At 65.5% G+C, this 17,784-nt stretch carries 16 protein-coding genes; 5 read left to right on the top strand and 11 right to left on the bottom strand.

The window, feature by feature from the left end:
• Positions 1-89: 89 nt before the first annotated feature.
• From mmsB to ACVIHF_RS10995, 4 genes are all read right to left on the bottom strand, one after another.
• Positions 90-977 carry a 3-hydroxyisobutyrate dehydrogenase gene (mmsB, locus tag ACVIHF_RS11010; protein WP_456792042.1) on the bottom strand — a complete coding sequence of 296 codons (888 nt, stop codon included), beginning with the start codon at positions 975-977 and terminating at the stop codon, positions 90-92.
• A gap of 25 nt (positions 978-1,002) precedes the next feature.
• Positions 1,003-2,085 (bottom strand): enoyl-CoA hydratase/isomerase family protein, encoded by a 1,083-nt coding sequence (locus ACVIHF_RS11005; protein ID WP_456792041.1) that lies wholly within the window; start codon positions 2,083-2,085, stop codon positions 1,003-1,005.
• Positions 2,082-3,227: an isobutyryl-CoA dehydrogenase gene (locus ACVIHF_RS11000; protein ID WP_456792040.1), complete on the bottom strand. Its 1,146-nt coding sequence runs from the start codon at positions 3,225-3,227 to the stop codon at positions 2,082-2,084. Before ACVIHF_RS11000 ends, ACVIHF_RS11005 begins: the two co-directional genes overlap by 4 nt.
• Positions 3,228-3,352: 125 nt before the next feature.
• Complete coding sequence (locus ACVIHF_RS10995) at positions 3,353-4,849, bottom strand: CoA-acylating methylmalonate-semialdehyde dehydrogenase (RefSeq protein ID WP_456792039.1); 1,497 nt, start codon at positions 4,847-4,849, stop codon at positions 3,353-3,355.
• A 121-nt stretch (positions 4,850-4,970) separates the two neighbouring features.
• Between ACVIHF_RS10995 and ACVIHF_RS10990 the strand changes: the two genes are divergently transcribed.
• Positions 4,971-5,885 carry a LysR family transcriptional regulator gene (locus ACVIHF_RS10990; protein WP_456792038.1) on the top strand — a complete coding sequence of 305 codons (915 nt, stop codon included), beginning with the start codon at positions 4,971-4,973 and terminating at the stop codon, positions 5,883-5,885.
• Positions 5,886-6,047: 162 nt separating this feature from the next.
• Here the strand turns inward: ACVIHF_RS10990 and ACVIHF_RS10985 are convergent, their stop codons facing one another.
• On the bottom strand, positions 6,048-6,659 hold the full coding sequence (locus ACVIHF_RS10985) for a TetR/AcrR family transcriptional regulator (RefSeq protein ID WP_057019760.1): 612 nt from the start codon (positions 6,657-6,659) through the stop codon (positions 6,048-6,050).
• A 60-nt stretch (positions 6,660-6,719) separates the two neighbouring features.
• Complete coding sequence (locus ACVIHF_RS10980) at positions 6,720-7,271, bottom strand: PaaI family thioesterase (protein WP_456792037.1); 552 nt, start codon at positions 7,269-7,271, stop codon at positions 6,720-6,722.
• Positions 7,272-7,492: 221 nt separating this feature from the next.
• Between ACVIHF_RS10980 and ACVIHF_RS10975 the strand changes: the two genes are divergently transcribed.
• Positions 7,493-8,263 carry an enoyl-CoA hydratase gene (locus ACVIHF_RS10975; protein WP_456792036.1) on the top strand — a complete coding sequence of 257 codons (771 nt, stop codon included), beginning with the start codon at positions 7,493-7,495 and terminating at the stop codon, positions 8,261-8,263.
• Positions 8,264-8,422: 159 nt separating this feature from the next.
• Here the strand turns inward: ACVIHF_RS10975 and ACVIHF_RS10970 are convergent, their stop codons facing one another.
• The 4 genes from ACVIHF_RS10970 to ACVIHF_RS10955 form a co-directional block, all read right to left on the bottom strand.
• Positions 8,423-8,803, bottom strand: a complete 381-nt coding sequence (locus ACVIHF_RS10970) for a DUF5071 domain-containing protein (protein ID WP_456792035.1) — start codon at positions 8,801-8,803, stop codon at positions 8,423-8,425.
• 174 nt (positions 8,804-8,977) lie between these two features.
• Positions 8,978-10,390 carry a sensor histidine kinase gene (locus ACVIHF_RS10965; RefSeq protein WP_456792034.1) on the bottom strand — a complete coding sequence of 471 codons (1,413 nt, stop codon included), beginning with the start codon at positions 10,388-10,390 and terminating at the stop codon, positions 8,978-8,980.
• 141 nt (positions 10,391-10,531) lie between these two features.
• The gene (locus ACVIHF_RS10960; RefSeq protein WP_456792033.1) at positions 10,532-11,791 is read right to left on the bottom strand and encodes an MFS transporter; all 1,260 of its coding nucleotides are present in this window, start codon (positions 11,789-11,791) and stop codon (positions 10,532-10,534) included.
• A 229-nt stretch (positions 11,792-12,020) separates the two neighbouring features.
• Complete coding sequence (locus ACVIHF_RS10955; protein ID WP_456792032.1) at positions 12,021-12,665, bottom strand: hypothetical protein; 645 nt, start codon at positions 12,663-12,665, stop codon at positions 12,021-12,023.
• Positions 12,666-12,856: 191 nt separating this feature from the next.
• Here ACVIHF_RS10955 and ACVIHF_RS10950 point away from each other — a divergent pair, with 191 nt between their 5' ends.
• The 3 genes from ACVIHF_RS10950 to ACVIHF_RS10940 all read left to right on the top strand — a co-directional run bounded on the left by ACVIHF_RS10950 (position 12,857) and on the right by ACVIHF_RS10940 (position 16,401).
• Positions 12,857-13,024, top strand: coding sequence for a hypothetical protein (locus ACVIHF_RS10950; protein WP_253609117.1), 168 nt, complete (start codon positions 12,857-12,859; stop codon positions 13,022-13,024).
• Between the two features lie 634 nt (positions 13,025-13,658).
• A complete protein-coding gene (locus tag ACVIHF_RS10945) occupies positions 13,659-14,855 on the top strand; it encodes an acetyl-CoA C-acyltransferase (RefSeq protein WP_310880455.1) in 1,197 nt (398 codons plus the stop codon).
• Positions 14,856-15,096: 241 nt separating this feature from the next.
• Positions 15,097-16,401 (top strand): MFS transporter, encoded by a 1,305-nt coding sequence (locus tag ACVIHF_RS10940; protein WP_253609119.1) that lies wholly within the window; start codon positions 15,097-15,099, stop codon positions 16,399-16,401.
• Between the two features lie 27 nt (positions 16,402-16,428).
• On the opposite strand, the gene ACVIHF_RS10935 is transcribed toward ACVIHF_RS10940, so the two are convergent.
• Complete coding sequence (locus ACVIHF_RS10935; RefSeq protein ID WP_253610034.1) at positions 16,429-17,745, bottom strand: carbohydrate porin; 1,317 nt, start codon at positions 17,743-17,745, stop codon at positions 16,429-16,431.
• Positions 17,746-17,784 lie beyond the last annotated feature (39 nt).

Here is a 17,784-nt window from a genome sequence, read left to right as displayed (position 1 = left end):
GCATTGCGCGGCGTCTCGAAGGATGGCCACGGACACCATCTTTCCATCCTTCGAGGCTCGCTCCGCTCGCATCTCAGGATGACGGCGATTTACTTCGGGGCAAGGGCCCTAACGTGCTGGATAATTCCGGAAAAGTCGACCCCGCCGTGGCCCGACGCGTCGAAGGTCTTATAGATCTCCTGCGCGTGCTTGCCGAGCGGCGTGACCGCGCCGGCGGCATTGGCGGCGTCCTGCGCCAGGGTCAGGTCCTTGACCATCAGGTTCGAAGCAAAACCCGGCTTGTAATCGTTGTTGGCCGGCGACGTCGGCACCGGGCCGGGAACCGGGCAATAGGTCGTCAGCGACCAGCACTGTCCCGACGAGGTCGAGGCGACGTCGAACAGCGCCTGGTGCGACAGGCCGAGCTTTTCGGCGAGCACGAAAGCCTCGCCGACCGCGATCATGGAAATACCGAGGATCATATTATTGCAGATCTTGGCTGCCTGCCCTGCACCGCCCGCGCCGCAATGCACGATCTTCTTGCCCATGTTTGCCAACATCGGCTGGGCCGCCGCGAATGCCTTCGGCTCGCCGCCGCACATGAAGGTCAGCGTCGCGCCCTTGGCGCCACCGGTGCCGCCGGAGACCGGCGCATCGACCGAGGCCAAGCCGTGCTTGGCAGCCAGCACATGCGCCTGCTTTGCGCTTTCGACGTCGATGGTCGAGCAGTCGATGATCAGCGCGCCGTTGGCCATCGCCGGCAGCACCTCGTTCCAGACGCCGAGCACGTGCTTGCCGGCCGGCAGCATGGTGATGACGACATCGGCGCCCTTCACCGCAGCAACGCTGCTCTCGGCGATCGCGGCGCCGTCACTCCTGGCCTGATCGCGAGACGCTGCGACCAGATCGAACGCGGTCACCTTGTGGCCGGCCTTGACCAGATTGGCGGCCATCGGCCCGCCCATATTGCCGAGCCCGATGAATGCGACGTTTGCCATGGGAAGTCCTCCGCTTGCGACGTTTCTATTTGCTGTCGGGAAATTTCAATTCGTCAGCGCCGATCTCGGCGAAGTAAGGCGTGAGCATCTCCGGCGTCACCTGTTCGATCCCGGCCGGCGACCATGTCGGATTGCGATCCTTGTCGATGACGGCTGCGCGCACGCCCTCGCGGAAATCGTCGCTGGCGAACACCTCGAGCGCGGCGCGATATTCGCGCTTCAGGCACTCTTCCAGCGTCGCGGTCGCGCGCGCCAGCCGCAGCAGTTTCAGCGTCACCACCATGCCGCGCGGCGACTTCTCACTGAGCGTCTTTAGCGCGGCCTGCGCCATATCCGATCCGTCGGCCGTCAGCGCGGCGACGACGTCCTCCATCCGGCCGTGTGCGAACCAGCCGTCGATTTTGGCCTGCATCGCGGCGACAGGGCCAGCCGTCTCGCTAGTGGCGAAGCCTCCGATCAGCCGATCAATCTCGGCCGAACTCGTACCCGGCGTAACCTTGGTCAGCGCCTCGCGCAGCGCCGGCAGCTTTGCGCTCGGCACCACGGCGTCGGCGAATTTGGCGTAGATCGCATCGGGTCCGTTCATGGTGGTGCCGGTGAGCCCGAAATAGGTGCCGATCTCACCCGGCGAGCGCGACAGCAGATAGGTGCCGCCGACATCGGGGAAGAAACCGAGGCCGACCTCGGGCATCGCGAGCTTGGTCCGCTCCGTCACCACGCGGTGGCGGCTATGCGCCGACAGCCCGACGCCGCCGCCCATCACGATGCCGTCCATGAAGGCGACATAGGGCTTTGGGAACTTCTTGATCCGCGCGTTGAGGATGTATTCGTCGCGCCACAGGATCTTGCCGAGATCGCCCTTGACCTTGGAGCTCTCCCAGAGCGCGCGGATGTCGCCGCCGGCGCACAGGCCACGCTCGCCCGCGCCCTCCAGCACGATGACAGCGACATCGGGATCGGCCTCGAACGCATCGAGCGCCCTGTCGACGTCGTGGAACATCTCCAGCGTCACGGCATTGATCGCCTTCGGCCGGTTGAGCCGGATGATGCCGGCAGAACCTTCCTTGCGCGCGATCAGATCGCCTTCGGCTGCTGCCGCATCATTCATCGCGCGCCCTCGATCAACTTGCGCGACACGATCAGCCGCATGATTTCATTGGTGCCTTCGAGGATCTGGTGCACGCGCAGATCGCGCACGATCTTCTCGACACCGTATTCGCTGAGATAGCCGTAGCCGCCATGCAGCTGCAGCGCCTGGTTGGCGACCTCGAAGCCGACATCGGTGCCGAACCGTTTTGCCATCGCGCACAGCATGGAAGCGTCCGGATCCTTGCGGTCGAGCGCGGCGGCCGCCCGCCACAGGAAGGTGCGTGCAGCTTCCAGCTCGGTCGCCATGTCGGCGATCTTGAATTGCAGCGCCTGGAATTCGTCGAGGCGTTTGCCGAATGCCTTGCGGTCCTTCATGTAGGCCAACGCCTTGTCGAGCGCCGCCTGCGCGCCGCCGAGCGAGCACGCCGCGATGTTGAGGCGGCCGCCGTCGAGGCCGGCCATCGCGATCTTGAAGCCGATGCCCTCCTCCCCGAGCCGGTTCGCGACCGGCACGCGCGCGTTCTCGAACATCACAGCGCGGGTCGGCTGCGCATTCCAGCCCATCTTGCGCTCGTTAGCGCCGAACGACACGCCCGGCGTCTTGCCGTCGATCACCAGCGTCGAGACGCCGCCCGGACCGTCGCCGCCGGTGCGCACCATCGCTACCAGCAGGTCGGTGCTGCCGGCGCCGGAGATGAACTGCTTCTGGCCGTTGAGCACGTAATGATCGCCGTCGCGCACCGCGCGGGTGCGCAGCGCGGCCGCGTCGGAGCCGGCGCCCGGCTCGGTCAGGCAGTAGCTCGCGATCAGCTCCATGGTGCAGAGCTTCGGCAGCCATGTGTGGCGCTGGATGTCGTTGCCGTAGGCATCGATCATCCAGGACGCCATGTTGTGGATCGAGATGAAGGCCGACGTGGTCGGGCACCCCGTCGCCAGCGCCTCGAAGATCAGCGCCGCGTCGAACCGCGTCATCGCCGAGCCGCCGACATCGTCCTTGATATAGATGCCGCCGATGCCGAGGCCTGCCGCCTCGCGCATCACGTCGACTGGAAAGTGCTTTGTCTCGTCCCATTCGAGCGCGCGCGGCGCGATCTTCTCCGCCGCAAACGCCCGCGCCATGTCGCGAACCGCGATCTGGTCCTCGTTGAGAGCGAACTGCATCTCGCCGCCTAGCCCTGAAGGTTACCCCACCGTCATTGCGAGGAGCGAAGCGACGAAGCAATCCATTCTTCCACGCGGGGGATAGATGGATTGCTTCGCTGCGCTCGCAATGACGTTCCCGGAAATTACTTCATCGTCGGGATCGAGAACTCCGCGCCTTCCTTGACGCCGGACGGCCAGCGCGAGGTCACCGTCTTGGTCTTGGTGTAGAAGCGGATCGAGTCCGGACCGTGCTGGTTGAGGTCGCCGAAGCCGGACTTCTTCCAGCCGCCGAAGGTGTAATAGGCGATCGGCACCGGGATCGGCACGTTGATGCCGACCATGCCGACATTGACCTTGGCGGCGAAGTCGCGCGCGGCGTCGCCGTCGCGGGTGAAGATCGCGACGCCGTTGCCGTAGTCGTGGTCGGACGGCAGCGCCAGCGCCTCGTGATAGTCGTGGGCGCGCACCACCGAGAGCACCGGGCCGAAGATCTCTTCCTTGTAGATCCGCATGTCCTTGGTGACGTTGTCGAACAGCGAACCGCCGAGATAGAAGCCCTTCTCGTAGCCCTGCATCTTGAAGCCGCGGCCGTCGACCGCGAGCGTCGCCCCTTCCTTGATGCCGATGTCGATGTAGCTCTTGACCTTCTCGACCGCCTCGCGGGTCACCAGCGGGCCGTAATCGGCCGACGGATCGACCGAGGTGCCGATCTTGAGCGACTCGACGCGCGGGATCAGCTTCTCCATCAGGCGGTCGGCGGTGGTCTTGCCGACCGGCACCGCGACCGAGACGGCCATGCAGCGCTCACCGGCGGAGCCGTAGCCGGCGCCGATCAGCGCATCGACCGTCTGGTCCATGTCGGCGTCCGGCATGATGATGGCGTGGTTCTTGGCGCCGCCGAAGCACTGGCAGCGCTTGCCGGTCTGCGCGGCGCGCTCGTAGATGTACTGCGCGATCGGGGTCGAGCCGACGAAGCCGATCGCCTTGATATCGGGATCGTCAAGGATGGCGTCGACCGCCTCCTTGTCGCCGTTGACGACGTTGAGGACGCCGGCCGGCAGGCCCGCCTCGATCATCAATTCGGCGAGCATCATCGGCACGCCGGGATCGCGCTCCGACGGCTTGAGGATGAAGGCGTTGCCGCAGGCGATCGCCGGCGCGAACTTCCACATCGGGATCATCGCCGGGAAGTTGAACGGCGTGATGCCGGCGACCACGCCGAGCGGCTGGCGCATCGAATAGATGTCGATGCCGGGGCCGGCGCCCTCGGTGTACTCGCCCTTCATCAGATGCGGGATGCCGCAGGCGAACTCGGCGACCTCGAGGCCGCGCTGGATGTCGCCCTTGGCGTCGGGAACGGTCTTGCCATGCTCGCGCGCCAGCAGCTCGGCGAGCTTGTCGTAGTCGCGCTGCACCAGCTCGAGGAACCGCATCATGACGCGGGCGCGGCGCTGCGGGTTGGTGGCGGCCCATTCCGGCTGCGCGGCCTTGGCGTTCTCGACCGCGGCGCGGAGCTCGGCCTTGGAGGCCAGCGCCACCTTGGCCTGGACGTCGCCGGTCATCGGCTCGAAGACGTCAGCCGTACGGCCCGACGTGCCCTTGACCTCCTTGCCACCGATGAAATGTCCGATTGAGCGCATGGAAAAACCTCCCTGAAGCACCTGAAGCGCCGCTCCTCGCGGCGGGATCGCTTTACAAACCCTATTGACCCTGCATTTTATGGGATTCAAGTCCGATAAATTGCACCATAGATGTGCGGAAATGCTGGATCAAGGCGGCGGCACAATCGACTGGGACGACTTCCGTTTCGTGCTTGCCATCGTGCGCGGCGGGTCGGTTTCGGCTGCCGCCAAGCAGCTCGGCGTCGATCATGCCACAGTGATCCGCCGTGTCGACCGGCTGGAGCGCCACCTCTCCGCAAAACTGTTTGATCGGCGCAAGACCGGCTATCTGCTGACCGAGGCCGGCCAGCGCGTCGCCGACAGCGCGGAGGCGATGGAATCCACCATCGTCGCCAACCAGGAGGCGGTCGGCGGCTCGCGCGCCCACCTCACCGGCACGGTGCGGATCGGCGCGCCCGACGGCTTCGGCAGCCACTTTTTGGCCTCGCGGCTGGTCAAGTTCACCGAGCGGTATCCCGATCTCGATCTGCAGCTCGTCGCCACCGCGCGGCTGTTCTCGCTCTCCAAGCGCGAGGCCGACATCGCGATCAGCCTGACCATGCCGAAGGAAGGGCGCATCGTCGGCCGCAAGCTGTTGGACTACACGCTCGGGCTTTATGCCGCACCCGCCTATCTCGCCCAGGCGCCGGCAATTGTTGCGCGCGCCGACCTGCCGCAGCACCGCTTCGTCGGCTACATCGAGGAGCTCTTGTTCACGCCGGAGCTCGACTATCTGCCGCAGGTCTCGCCAAAGATCTCGGCGAAATTCCGCAGCGCCAATCTGATCGCGCAGCTCAACGCCACCATCGCCGGCTTCGGCATCGCCGTGCTGCCGCACTTCATGGCGACGGCCCACCCCGAGTTGCAGCCGGTGCTGCCGGACGAGGTGCGGATCTCCCGCACCTTCTGGCTGCTGATGCACGCCGACAGCAAGGACCTCGCCCGCATCCGCGCGGTGGCGGACTACATCTACGAGACGGTGGAAGCCGAGCGCGCGCTGTTCAGCGGGATGTGAGGCGCACACCCTGTTATTCCCGTCATCCTGGAGCGCGTAGCGCGTCTCGAAGGATGTACGGCCCGGCTGGTGGCCGTCGACCCTTCGAGACGCGCGCGATGCGCGCTCCTCAGGGTGACGGATCGAGTATTAGGCGCGCCGCGCCAGTTGGCGCTTAAAGCGCTAATTCACCTTCTTCTTCGCCGGTGCCTTGGCCGCGGCGGCGCGCCCCAGCACCGCCTCGCGGCCCGCGCTCAGGATCTCGTCGGACATTTCGCCGCTGCCGGCGATGCGCGACATTACTATGGTGCCCATCATGGTCGCCAGCGTCGCCATCGCCTGCTTGCGGGCGGTCTTGCGCGGCACGTCGATGATCTGGTCGGCCATCATGTCGATCATCTGGTCGAGCTTGAGGGCAAACGCCTTGCGGGTCTTCGGGCTCTCGCGGGCGATCTCGGCGCCGAGCGCCGGGATCGCGCAGCCCTGGCCGGGATCGTCGCGGTGCACCGCCGAAAGATAGCCGTCGATGATGGTCGAAAGTCGCTTCTCCGGCGGCGTGTCCGCGGCGACCTTGCGCCAGCGCTCGATGGCGCGGTCCATCGCGTAGCTGAAGGCCTCGATCACCAGCGCCTCGCGCGAGTCGAAATGCGCGTAGAAGCCGCCATGGGTCAGGCCGGCGTCCTTCATCAGGTCGGCGACACCGATGCCGTGGGCGCCCCGCTCGCGCAGCCGCGTCGCGGCCTTCTTGACGATCCGCGCGTGGGTCTCCTGCTTGTGTTCTTTCGAATAGCGCATGCCGGTCTCATGGAATGTTTCTAATCATATAATAGCAGATTTGCGGCCGGAATGCTGCAGTTATTTCGCCTTGTCGGCCACTTTCGGTTCCCCGCCGAGCATCGAAAACGTCGCGGTCGCGTGCACCGCAAGATTGCCCCTGCCGTCGCGGACGAAGCCCTCGGTGTAGCTGGTCTGGCGGCCGAGCTTGATCACCTTGCCTTCGGCGCTGATGGTGCCCGAACGTGCCGACAGCGGCCGCAGATAGGTCAGCTTGAGGTCGAGCGTCACCGAGGTCTGCCCCGCCGGCAGCATGGTCGAGATCGCGCAGCCCATCGCGGTATCGAGCAGCGCCGCGGCGGTCGCGCCGTGCAGCAGGCCGATGGTGTTTTCCAGGCTCTCATGCGGCTCGAGTTCCATCACGATGCGCCCCTGCTCGACCACGGCCATGCGGAAGCCGATTAGCTTGGCCATCGGCGGCGGCGGCAACCGGCCGTCGCGGATCGCGCGCATCGCCTCGATCCCGGACATCGGCAGCGCCGCTTTCGCCACCGGTCCGGGCGCCTGCCATTCCACCACGCGGGTGCGCGTTAGATCGGGCGAATGAAGGTCGATGCTTTCGGCAGCGGTCATGAGGGCTCCATTTATATGATGCGTATAATTCTATAGATCCGCATCCCTCGGCGCAACCGCCGCACCCGGTCCCTTGACAGAGCCATGCTTTGTCCGGGACATGGCGCAAGTCATTCCGGGGCGACGCAAGCGTCGAACCCGGAATCTCGAGATTCCGGGTCTGGTGCTTGCGCACCATCCCGAAATGACTTGTCGATCCATTCCTGCGCCGGGGCTTTTCCATGGACATGCTCAATCCCCACTGCGGCATCGCCCGCGACGACAGAGGCGTCGTCCGCCTCACCATCTGCAACGCCGGCAAGCTGAACATCGTGAGTTCCGCGGTCACCAACGGCGTGCGCGAGGGTTTTGAGCATCTGGCCGCCGATCCGAGCATCCGCGCGGTGATCCTGGCCGGCGAAAGCGAGCGCAGCATGATCGGCGGCGCCGACATCAAGGAAATGGCGACGCTCGACCAGACATCCGCCGAAGCATTCATCAGCCGGCTGCGCGACCTCTGCGAGGCCGTGCGCAGATTCCCGGCGCCGGTGATCGCCCGCCTGCCCGGCTGGTGCCTCGGCGGCGGCCTCGAGGTCGCGGCCGCCTGCGACGTCCGCGTTGCCGCACATGACGCGATGTTCGGCATGCCCGAGGTGCGCGTCGGCATCCCCTCGGTGATCCACGCCGCGCTGCTGCCGCGCCTGATCGGCTGGGGCCGCGCCCGCTGGCTGATGATGACCGCGGAGAACATCGACGCCCAAACCGCGCTCGCCTGGGGCCTGGTCGACACCGTGGCAAAGCCCGGCGGCCTCGACGACGCCGTCGAACGCACCGTCAAGGCGCTGCTGGAATGCGGCCCCGAGGCGCTACGCATCCAGAAGGACCTGCTGCGGCAATGGGAAGAGCTGCCGCTGACCGAGTCGGTGAACCTCAGCGTCGGCGTGTTCGGAAAGTCGTTTCAGACCGGCGAGCCGCAGCGCCTGCTGCAGGGATTTTTGGACCGGAAGCGATAGCGGTTCAGCACCTGTGGCCCGTATGAGCGCCGCGACATGCGGGGCCAGTCATCTGTAGCCCGCATGAGCGAAGCGACATGCGGGGGGCCGGATGCCCCGGATATCGCTTCGCTCATGCGGGCTACGGGCGACTGAGTGCGACTAGCTTAGCAGCGCCTGTCAACTCAAGAGGTCCTTGGCGACGATATCAAGTTCTTCTGCCTGTTCACCTGCCGTCGGGCTGGTAGCAAGGCGTTCAAGGTCCGTCCTAAGCTTTGCTTGCAGATCTGCTGATTGCGCAACGATGAAGCGCAGCGTCCAATTCTTCCAAACGTCGTCATCTGCTTGCAGAATGCGTCGAACGTGCGGATAGAGCGGCGTACCGATCCCCGCCAAAAATGGCTGCAGCACTCGAGCGACCGGCCAGTTCATGTCCTGCATCCATTCAAGCAGGGCCGGAACGATCGGCTCGACAGCTGGGAAACCCAAGGCGACGATGGCCTCGGCCCTCTCTGTATCGAATTTGTCTCTTGGTAGAAGCGCCGCCAAGTCGGAACACATCGTCCACTCCCCATGAGTTGCTGAAGCTTGTAGCACCTGTAGCCCGCATGAGCGCCGAGACACGCGGGGCCGGATGCCCCGGATATCGCTTCGCTCATCCGGGCTACGCTGCTGCGGGTGACCTTCGCCGCGCGTTCGCAGGCACCTGCACCGGCCCGAGGTCGGCCCGCCCGCTCAGCTCGAGACGGGGATCTCGATCAGCACCAGCGTGCCGCGGCCCGGTTCGCTCTCCAGCGCGATCCGGCCGCTGAGCGACGACACCACGGTGTTAAAGGCGATGTGCAGGCCGAGGCCGATATTGCCCCGCTCCCGCCCGGTGGTGAAAAACGGATCGAACACGCGGGCCTGCAAATCCTCGCGGATGCCGACGCCTTGGTCGGCGCAGGCGATCCGGGCCAGCGCCTGTTCCGGCTGCGTCACCGTCATGGTGAAGCGTCCGCCGCGGCCGTCGGGATAAGCATGCGCCGCGGCGTTGAACGCCAGGTTGCTGATCACCTGCGCCAGTGCGCCGGGATAGCTGTTCAGAACGATGCCTTGCGGGCAGTCGAGTTCGACGATCAATCCCTGCCGGGACAGCAGCGGCCCGAGCTTTGCGATCAGCTCGGACAGCCATCCGCCCAGCTCGAACGTGTGACGCTCCTCGTCGGCCTGATGGATGGCGACTTGCTTGAAGCTGTGCACCATCTCGGATGCCCGATGCAGGTTTTCCGAGGTCAGTCGAAGGCCGTTCTCGATCCGTGCAATGCCCCTTGTCAGGTCGGAGCGCCGGACAGCTGCGCCGTTCAGCGCCTCGCCCATCGCGCGAAGGTCCGCCTCCATCGTCGTCGACGTGGTCAGCGCCAGGCCAAGCGGCGTGCTGACCTCGTGTGCGACACCGGCGACGAGCTGCCCGAGCGAGGCCAGCTTCTCGGCCTGCACGAGCTGCGATTGCGTCGCGTGCAGATCGCGCAACGAGGCTTCCGAACGCTCCTTTTCCTGCTTCAGCGCCTGCGCCGTTCGAAACTGCTGGCGCGCGCGGAACTCGCGGGCGGCGACGGCGTAAAGCGACAGCGCAAAGGCGTTGAGGACCAGGGAATGATTGATGAAGCGCAGCCCCGGCGGCAAAGCCGGCCCGAGCGATTCAGCGATGCATAGCGCAATCCATGTCGTGAGACAGAACACGGCCAGCGGCCCGATCCGGAGCGGCAGCATGGTCGAGACGAACAGGATCACCATCATCACGCCGGGTGCCGCATAGGTAAATCCCGAGGGCAGCACGAGGTAGACGCTCGGCAGCACGCAGCCTGGAACGACGCAATAGACGAGGAAGATCGTCTCGGCCCACGGCTTCATCGCCGGCACCGAGAGCAAGGCGGTGAGCGGCAGCAGGACCAGCACGGCGACCCCGCTGCGGATCGCCAGCGTGGTCGCCACGACGTCGGGATAGAGCACCCAATCCCAGAACGCATATCCGGCATAGGTGAAGGCGCCGAGCAGCATCGCGACCTGCGTCCAGCCGATATTGCCCCGCACGTACTGGTCTACAAATCGGCGCTCCTCGACGATGTCGTCGAAGCGCAGTCCAAGGCGGGTCAAAAGACGGAGCATTACGATATCAAACAAAAAAGGCCTGGCACCGGAACTTGGCGCTGCAAATGGGAGCGTCGAAAATGATCTACGACAGCTTGCCCGCGCTGTCGCGTCCTTTTGGCGCATCGGCGACCGCGGCGCGGCATCGCGCCGCGCCCCTCACCGGGCGTTGGCCGGGGCGTGGGTCGGCCAGAGGTCGGCGCGCCAGTGCAGCGCGATCGCCAGCATGGCGACGAAGCCGGCGGCGGCGAGCAGCGTGCCGGTCGCGGTGTAGCCGATCAGGTCGATCAGGCTGCCGGCGGCGAGCAGCCCGAGCGGCAGGCCGTAGATCACCATCATGCGCACGCCCATGACGCGGCCGCGCAGATGCGCGCTGGCATTGCGCATCAGCATCACGGCGGCCGAGATCATCGACATGCTTTGCGCGATGCCGGCGAGCAGCAGGCAGGCCATCGCGACCGGCATGGTCCGGAGCTCGACGAACACCAGGAGCATGGCGTACCAGGCGAGCGTCGCGCCGATCAGGAGCCGCGCGATGCGTACCCCGCCGGCCATGCTGAGCGTGATCGAGCCGATCAGCGAGCCCACCGCAAAGCTGGCCGAGAGATAGCCGAGCCCGGTCTGGTCGGTATGGAAGATGTCGCGCGCGACATAGGGCAACAGACCGTTGGTGAGCGGGAACGCCGTGAGGTTGGCGAGGAACGCGACGCAGAGCGCGGCGCGCATGCCCGGACCGCTCCAGGCATAGACGATGCCCTCCTTGAGGTCGCGCAGCAGCTTTGAACCCGGCGCGTCGCCGGAGGCGAGATCGGTCGTGCCATGCGACTTGGGGCGGCTCATGCAGAGCATCAGGATGGCGGCGACGAAATAGAAGCCGGCGATCCCGACATAGACATAGCCGATGCCGAGCGCCGCGAACAATCCGGCCCCGGTCAGGGCTCCTGCGATGCGCGCGGAGTCCTGCGTGGTGCGCGCCAGGCTGATGGCGCCGACCAGCTGCTCCGGCGGCATGATGTCGGCGAGCAGCGCGCCGCGCACGCCGAGATCCGACGGGCGGATCACGCCCATGATCGCGACGATGATCATGACGTTCAGCGGGGCGAGATGCCCGGTCAGCGCCAGCGTCATGATGGTGCCGGCGAGCGCCGTATAGGCAAAGCGCATCACGGCGAGGAGATCGCGGTGCCCCATGCGGTCGCCGATCATGCCGACGACCGGCGCGACCAGCGTGCCGACATATTGCAGCGACGCCAGCACGGTCAGCAGCAGCACCGAGCCGGTCTCGACCATGATGTACCAGCCGAGCACCAGCGTCTCGACCTCGAACGCCCAGGAGGTGAGCAGATCGGACGGCCATTGAAAGCGATAGCTGCGGATGCGAAATGGCGCGAGCGCGGAGGTCCGCGTGGTCCCGCTCAAGACGCGATGACGCGTGTCACGGCGTGTCCTGCCCTTTTTCCTTGTTCTTCTGGGTCTTGCTTCTTGGTCGTGCTTGCGGCGCTTTGAATCTGTCTTGAGTCGCTTGGGAAAATGCCCTGTTCCGGCAGCGTAGCGCCGAGGCGATTGGTGTCAATCGAAGCCGCCGCATGCGGCCATGCACGATGGTATCCGCGGCGACGGGACTAGCGCAGCCTCGCGAGCGCAGGCCCTACACCGGCGGCACGGCGCGCCGCAGCATGAAATGGGTGGGTATGAAGGCAAGCAGGGGCAGGCCGATCATCAGGCCGGCCAGCCAGACCAGCGGCGGCACGAAGCCTTGCGCCGCCCTGTCGCTGGTGCCGAAGACGTAGTTGATGTTGACCGGAGTCATGCCAGGGTCCGGCCGCGGTCCTGGCATCACAAAGTAGCAGATCAGCAGCAGCGCCCATGCCAGCACGCTCCAGGCGATCAGCGCGCGTTGGTCATAGCCGAGCCGCCAGACCAGGAACAGCAGCAGGAACGGCAGCCAGCCGTGGAAGCCCGACAGGAACCGCAGGAACAGCGAGAGGTTCTGGTCGAACATGTAGTCGGTCATTCCGGTGAGCGAGCAGCCGGCGACATGGGCGAGAAAGTCGATCACCCAAAATGTTTGCGGCACAAGGAGTCCGACGGCGCACATCGAAATTAACAGCGCGCTCTCGGTCCAGACCCCGATCAGGGTGAGGATCAGGCAGACGTCGCAGAAATACAGAAAGTTGGTCGGCCCGTAGCAGTAGGTGTACACCGGCACCAGGACGGCCATGAAGGCGCTGAAGCCGATCTTGACGGAGAGCGGAATGCGGGCGGACGGCTGCTCGACGGCGATCACGGACATTGCGGTGGGACTTTCCGTTGCACAATCCGCCAGCCCTAGCGCCGGATCGGTAAACAGACCCGTATTCCGCAACCTTGAATTGATCAGCGCTCGGGAATTCGGTTAACGCCAACTCAGCGGCGCCGGTACAGTTTTATCCGCCCGCGAGGTGGTCGTGCTAGCATGCCTGTTCCGAGGCAGCGGAGGACGACATGAACGCCTTCGAAGTTTTCGCGATCTACCTGATGCCCTTTGTAATCATCGCGATCGCAATCCGGCTGCTGATGCGGCGTTATGCCGTCGACCTGCCGGACGTGCAGAAACAAGCGGGCTCCGCGCCGAAGCGACGATTTCTGCTCGGCGCCTGGCGGTTTGATTAGATCAGATCGCAGACTAGCTCGGATGCCGCCGCCCTGCGAAATTCTCAATCACTGACTGCCCGACGACGCAAGCGAAGACCAATCCAGTGTATGGTTTGTCCGTCTCACCCGATCGAGGGGCGAATCGCGATCGTCACGAACGTGGGTCGAGATGCGGACACCTATTCGGTGTCGTCCCTGCCTAGTGCGCAATTGCGCACGGGAGCAGGGACCCATAACCACAGGCCGTCATTGTTGAGCGACGCCCGAACAACGAGTCCCATTCACAATATCCGCTGCGGAGTATGGGTCCTGGCTTTCGCAGAGACGACGCCTGGGAAGCAACCGTGCGCTCTCATTCTCCCCGGCATCGTCATGAATCGAGGACCATCCTCGTCGTCCTGGCGAAGGCCAGGACCCATTATCCCGAATGCGAATTGCCTCGCTATGCTGGGGCCGCTACCCTCCAACAACACAAGTCGGTGGTTATTGGTCCTGGCTTTCGCCAGGACGACATTGGTGATGGCGGAACGATCCCATCCCCAGCTCATGCGAACACGACATTTTGTCATGAGAGCCGCAGTTGCATTTTTTGCATTGCATCATATGATGACAATAATTCAATCAAATCCCCGGCATTGAAGGGACTCCTGCCATGGCAACCAGCACCGATCCCGTCGTCATCCTCTCCGCCGCCCGCACCCCGCTCGGCCGCTTCATGGGCGAGCTCGCGCCACTGCCGGCGCACAAGCTCGGCTCGCATGTGATCGGCGCGGCGCTCGAACGCGCAAAACTTGCGCCCGAGCGCATCGACGAGGTGTTCATGGGCAACGTGCTGCCCGCCGGCCAGGGGCAGGCCCCTGCCCGCCAGGCCGCGCGCGGCGCCAGACTGCCGGATGCCACCGGCGCCACCACGGTCAACAAGGTCTGCGGCTCCGGCATGAAGGCGACCATGCTGGCCCACGACATCATCAAGGCCGGCTCGGCCGAGATCGTGCTGTCTGGCGGCATGGAGAGCATGAGCAATGCGCCGTATCTGTTGCAGAAGGCGCGCGGCGGTTATCGCGCCGGCCACGACCGCATCATCGATCACATGATGATGGACGGGCTCGAGGACGCCTACGAGACCGGCCGCTCGATGGGCGATTTCGGCGAGGCGACCGCGGAGGCCTATCAGTTCACCCGCGCCGACCAGGACGCGTTCGCGATGGAGACGTTGAGCCGCGCCCGCAAGGCGGTCGAGGGCGGCGCCTTCAAGGCCGAGATCGCGCCGATCACGCTCGCCGAGAAGGCCGGCCCGCGCATCGTCGCCAATGACGAGCACCCGCTGAAGGTCGATCCGGCAAAAATCCCCGGCCTGAAGCCGGCGTTCCGCGCGGGCGGCACCATCACGCCGGCCGCCTCCTCGGCCAATGCCGACGGCGCCGCAGCGCTGATCCTCAGCCGGCGCTCGCTCGCCGATCGCGACGGACTGCCGGTTCTGGCCGAGATCAAGGGCCACGCCACCCACAGCCAGGAGCCGCAGTGGTTCACGACGGCGCCGATCCCGGCGATCAGAAAACTGCTCGACAAGGTCGGCTGGAGCGTCGGCGATGTCGACCTGTTCGAGATCAACGAGGCGTTTGCGGTGGTCGCGATGGCGGCGCAGCGCGACCTCGGCATTCCCAGGGACAGGCTGAACATCAACGGCGGCGCCTGCGCGCTCGGCCATCCGATCGGCGCCACCGGCGCGCGGCTGATCGTGACGCTGCTGCACGCGCTGGAGGCGCAGAACCTGAAGCGCGGCGTTGCCGCGCTGTGCATCGGCGGCGGCGAAGCCACCGCGATCGCGGTGGAGCGGGTCGCGCACTGATCCGGTATGCCGTCATTGCGAGCGAAGCGAAGCAATCCATCTCTTTTCACAAACCGAACGATGGATTGCTTCGTCGCTTCGCTCCTCGCAATGACGGCTAGTTATGAAAGGCGTCCATGAGGCAGTACGACGGCCTGGCGTCTGAGTCCGAAAACGAGGGAACTATGGCATTTTAGACATGGCTCCTCCGTGCCATATTGCGCATCACGCAAAGCTTTCACCGCAATCGATCCGGAACACAATGATCTCGAACTGGCTTGCTTCCACCCTCGCCCGCCGCAACATCCACTACGGCTGGGTGATGGTGGCCGTGACTTTCCTTGCCGCGCTGATCTCCGCCGGCACCGTCGGAGCGCCCGGCGTGTTCATCGTGCCCCTGCAGAAAGAGTTCGGCTGGTCCACCGCCGAGATTTCCTCGGCGCTGTCGATCCGCTTCATCCTGTTCGGGCTGATGGCGCCGTTCGCCGCCGCGCTGATGAACCGCTACGGCCTGCGCAACGTGACGCTGGCGGCGCAGCTGATCGTGGTCTGCGGCCTATTGGCCTCCCTCGCCATGACCCAGGTCTGGCAGCTCATCCTGCTGTGGGGCGTCGTGATCGGAATCGGCACCGGGATGACCGCGCTGGTGCTCGGCGCGACCATCGCGGCACGCTGGTTCGTGGCGCGGCGCGGCCTCGTGGTCGGCATCCTCACCGCGAGCGTCGCGACGGGCCAACTCGCCTTCCTGCCGCTGCTTGCGACACTGACCGAGCGCTACGGCTGGCGTGTCGCGCTTGGGCTGGTCTGCGTCATGCTCGGCGTCGCCGCCTTTGCCGTGCTGATGGTGATGCGCGACCGGCCGAGCGACGTCGGCCTGCGTCCGTTCGGCGACGAGGGCACCGCGCCGCTTGCCGCGCCGCCGCCGGCCAATGCGCCGATCGTGGCCGCCGCGCTCGGCACGCTGCGCGACTCCGCGAAATCCTCGGTGTTCTGGATCCTGTTCGCGACCTTCTTCGTCTGCGGCGCCTCGACCAACGGCCTGGTCCAGGTTCATTTGATCCCGATGTGCCTCGATTACGGCATCCCGCAGGTGCAGGCAGCGAGCCTGCTCGCCGCGATGGGGATCTTCGATTTCTTCGGCACCATCGTCTCGGGCTGGCTGTCGGACCGCTACGACAACCGCTATCTGTTGTTCTGGTATTACGGCCTGCGCGGGCTGTCGCTGCTGTTCCTGCCGTTCTCCGACTTCACGTTCTACGGACTGTCGCTGTTCGCGATGTTCTATGGCCTCGACTGGATCGCGACGGTGCCGCCGACGGTGCGCCTCACCGCGCAGCGCTTCGGCGCCGAGCGCGCCAATCTGGTGTTCGGGTGGATCTTCGCCGGCCACCAGCTCGGCGCAGGCGCCGCCGCGTTCGGCGCCGGACTGTCGCGCACGATCTATCAAAGTTACCTGCCGGCGTTCTTCATTGCCGGTGCGCTGTGCATCTTTGCCGCGCTGATCGCGCTGGCGATCGCGCGGCCGCAGCCGAAATCGGTGGCGGTGCCGAAGCCGGTCGCGGCCTGAGGTCGCTTCCCGCGCGACGTGCGCCGGTCAGTACGACAGGATGGTGCGCATCCCGAACACCACGCTGTCCTTGATCCGATGCGTTTGCGTCGGATCGTTGGGATCGACGGCGCCGCCGCCGGGATGGGCGATGTATTGAAACATCGGCTGCATGGTGAAATTCGGGTTCACCACGTGCTGGTAGGTGATCTCGAGAATCGCCTCGTAGTCGCGGATCGGATACGGCGTGCCCGTGAAGATCTGGGTGTCGCGGTCGAGCGCACGCGCGGCGTCCGAAATCCTGGCATAGATCGCGGCGATGCCGAACCGATCGTCCGGATATGTCTCGCTGAAGCCGGTGAACAGGAAGCCGCCGTCGACATAGGTGCTGATCAGGTTGCGGTCCGATGGGCTGACCGAGGCGCGCATGAAGAACGCGACGCCCTTGTCAGCGTCCGGCCTGGCGCGCGCAAGCAACTGCTCGTAGACCATGAAGATGCCGTTGTCCCGCCGCAGCCAGCGCGTGTCGCCGGAGCTGTCGGGATCGGCGAGCGACAGCCCGTCGGCCGAGAAGCGCTGGTCGGCGAACGAGCCCATGTGATACCAGGCGCCGCCGGTGATGGTCGCCGGCAGCCGGCTCTCGCCGATCTCGAACTTGTATTTGAGCTGGCCGATCCACCACGGCGGATCGTTGGCCCGGAAATTCAGCCCGTGGGCGTTCAAGATCTGCGGATCGTCCGTCCCCTGCGGCGGCGAAGCCGAACCGTCGAACAGCGCCAGATAGGCGGTGATGCGGTCGGACAGATTGGCCTTGATCCGGATGCCGGGCACGGCGAGTGGCGGCGACGGTCCGCCGGCCGGCAGAATGGTGCCGACAATGCCGGGCCAGCCCAGCGCCGAATTGATGAAGATGTCGTCGTACTGGCTGTCGATGAACTCGACGTCCGAGCCCTGCTGGCCGACGCGCACCGAGAGTTTGCCGCCGAGCAGCTTCTGCTCGATCCAGAATTCATAGAGCCTCGTCGCCGGCAACGACTCGACGCCGGACACCAGGAACAGGTTGCCGACATAGCTCCGCGACAGCCCGTCGCCGTGGATCTGGTACATGTTGGCGTGGAAGGTCGCGCCGGTCCAGCCGATCGCCTTCTCGAGGTCGATGGTGGTGCCGAGATCGAGACGGCCGGTAAAGGCCGCGCCATTGCTGACGCCGCCGGAGACGTTAGCAAAACCCTCCCCGATATAGGTCAGGCTGAACTGGTAGCCGGCCTCCTCGAGCGCAGCCCGCGTATCCGCAATCCGGTCGGCGGCCGGCTTGTCCTCCGCATGCGCCGGCGCGCCGAGCGCGAGGGCCGCGGCCACCAACATCGCGCGGGAAAGAACTCTGCACATCGGGAATACCGCGGT

Source organism: Bradyrhizobium sp. USDA 4506, assembly GCF_054058795.1.
The sequence above is the reverse complement of the archived record's forward strand: the minus strand, read 5'-3'. Positions and strand labels throughout refer to the sequence as shown.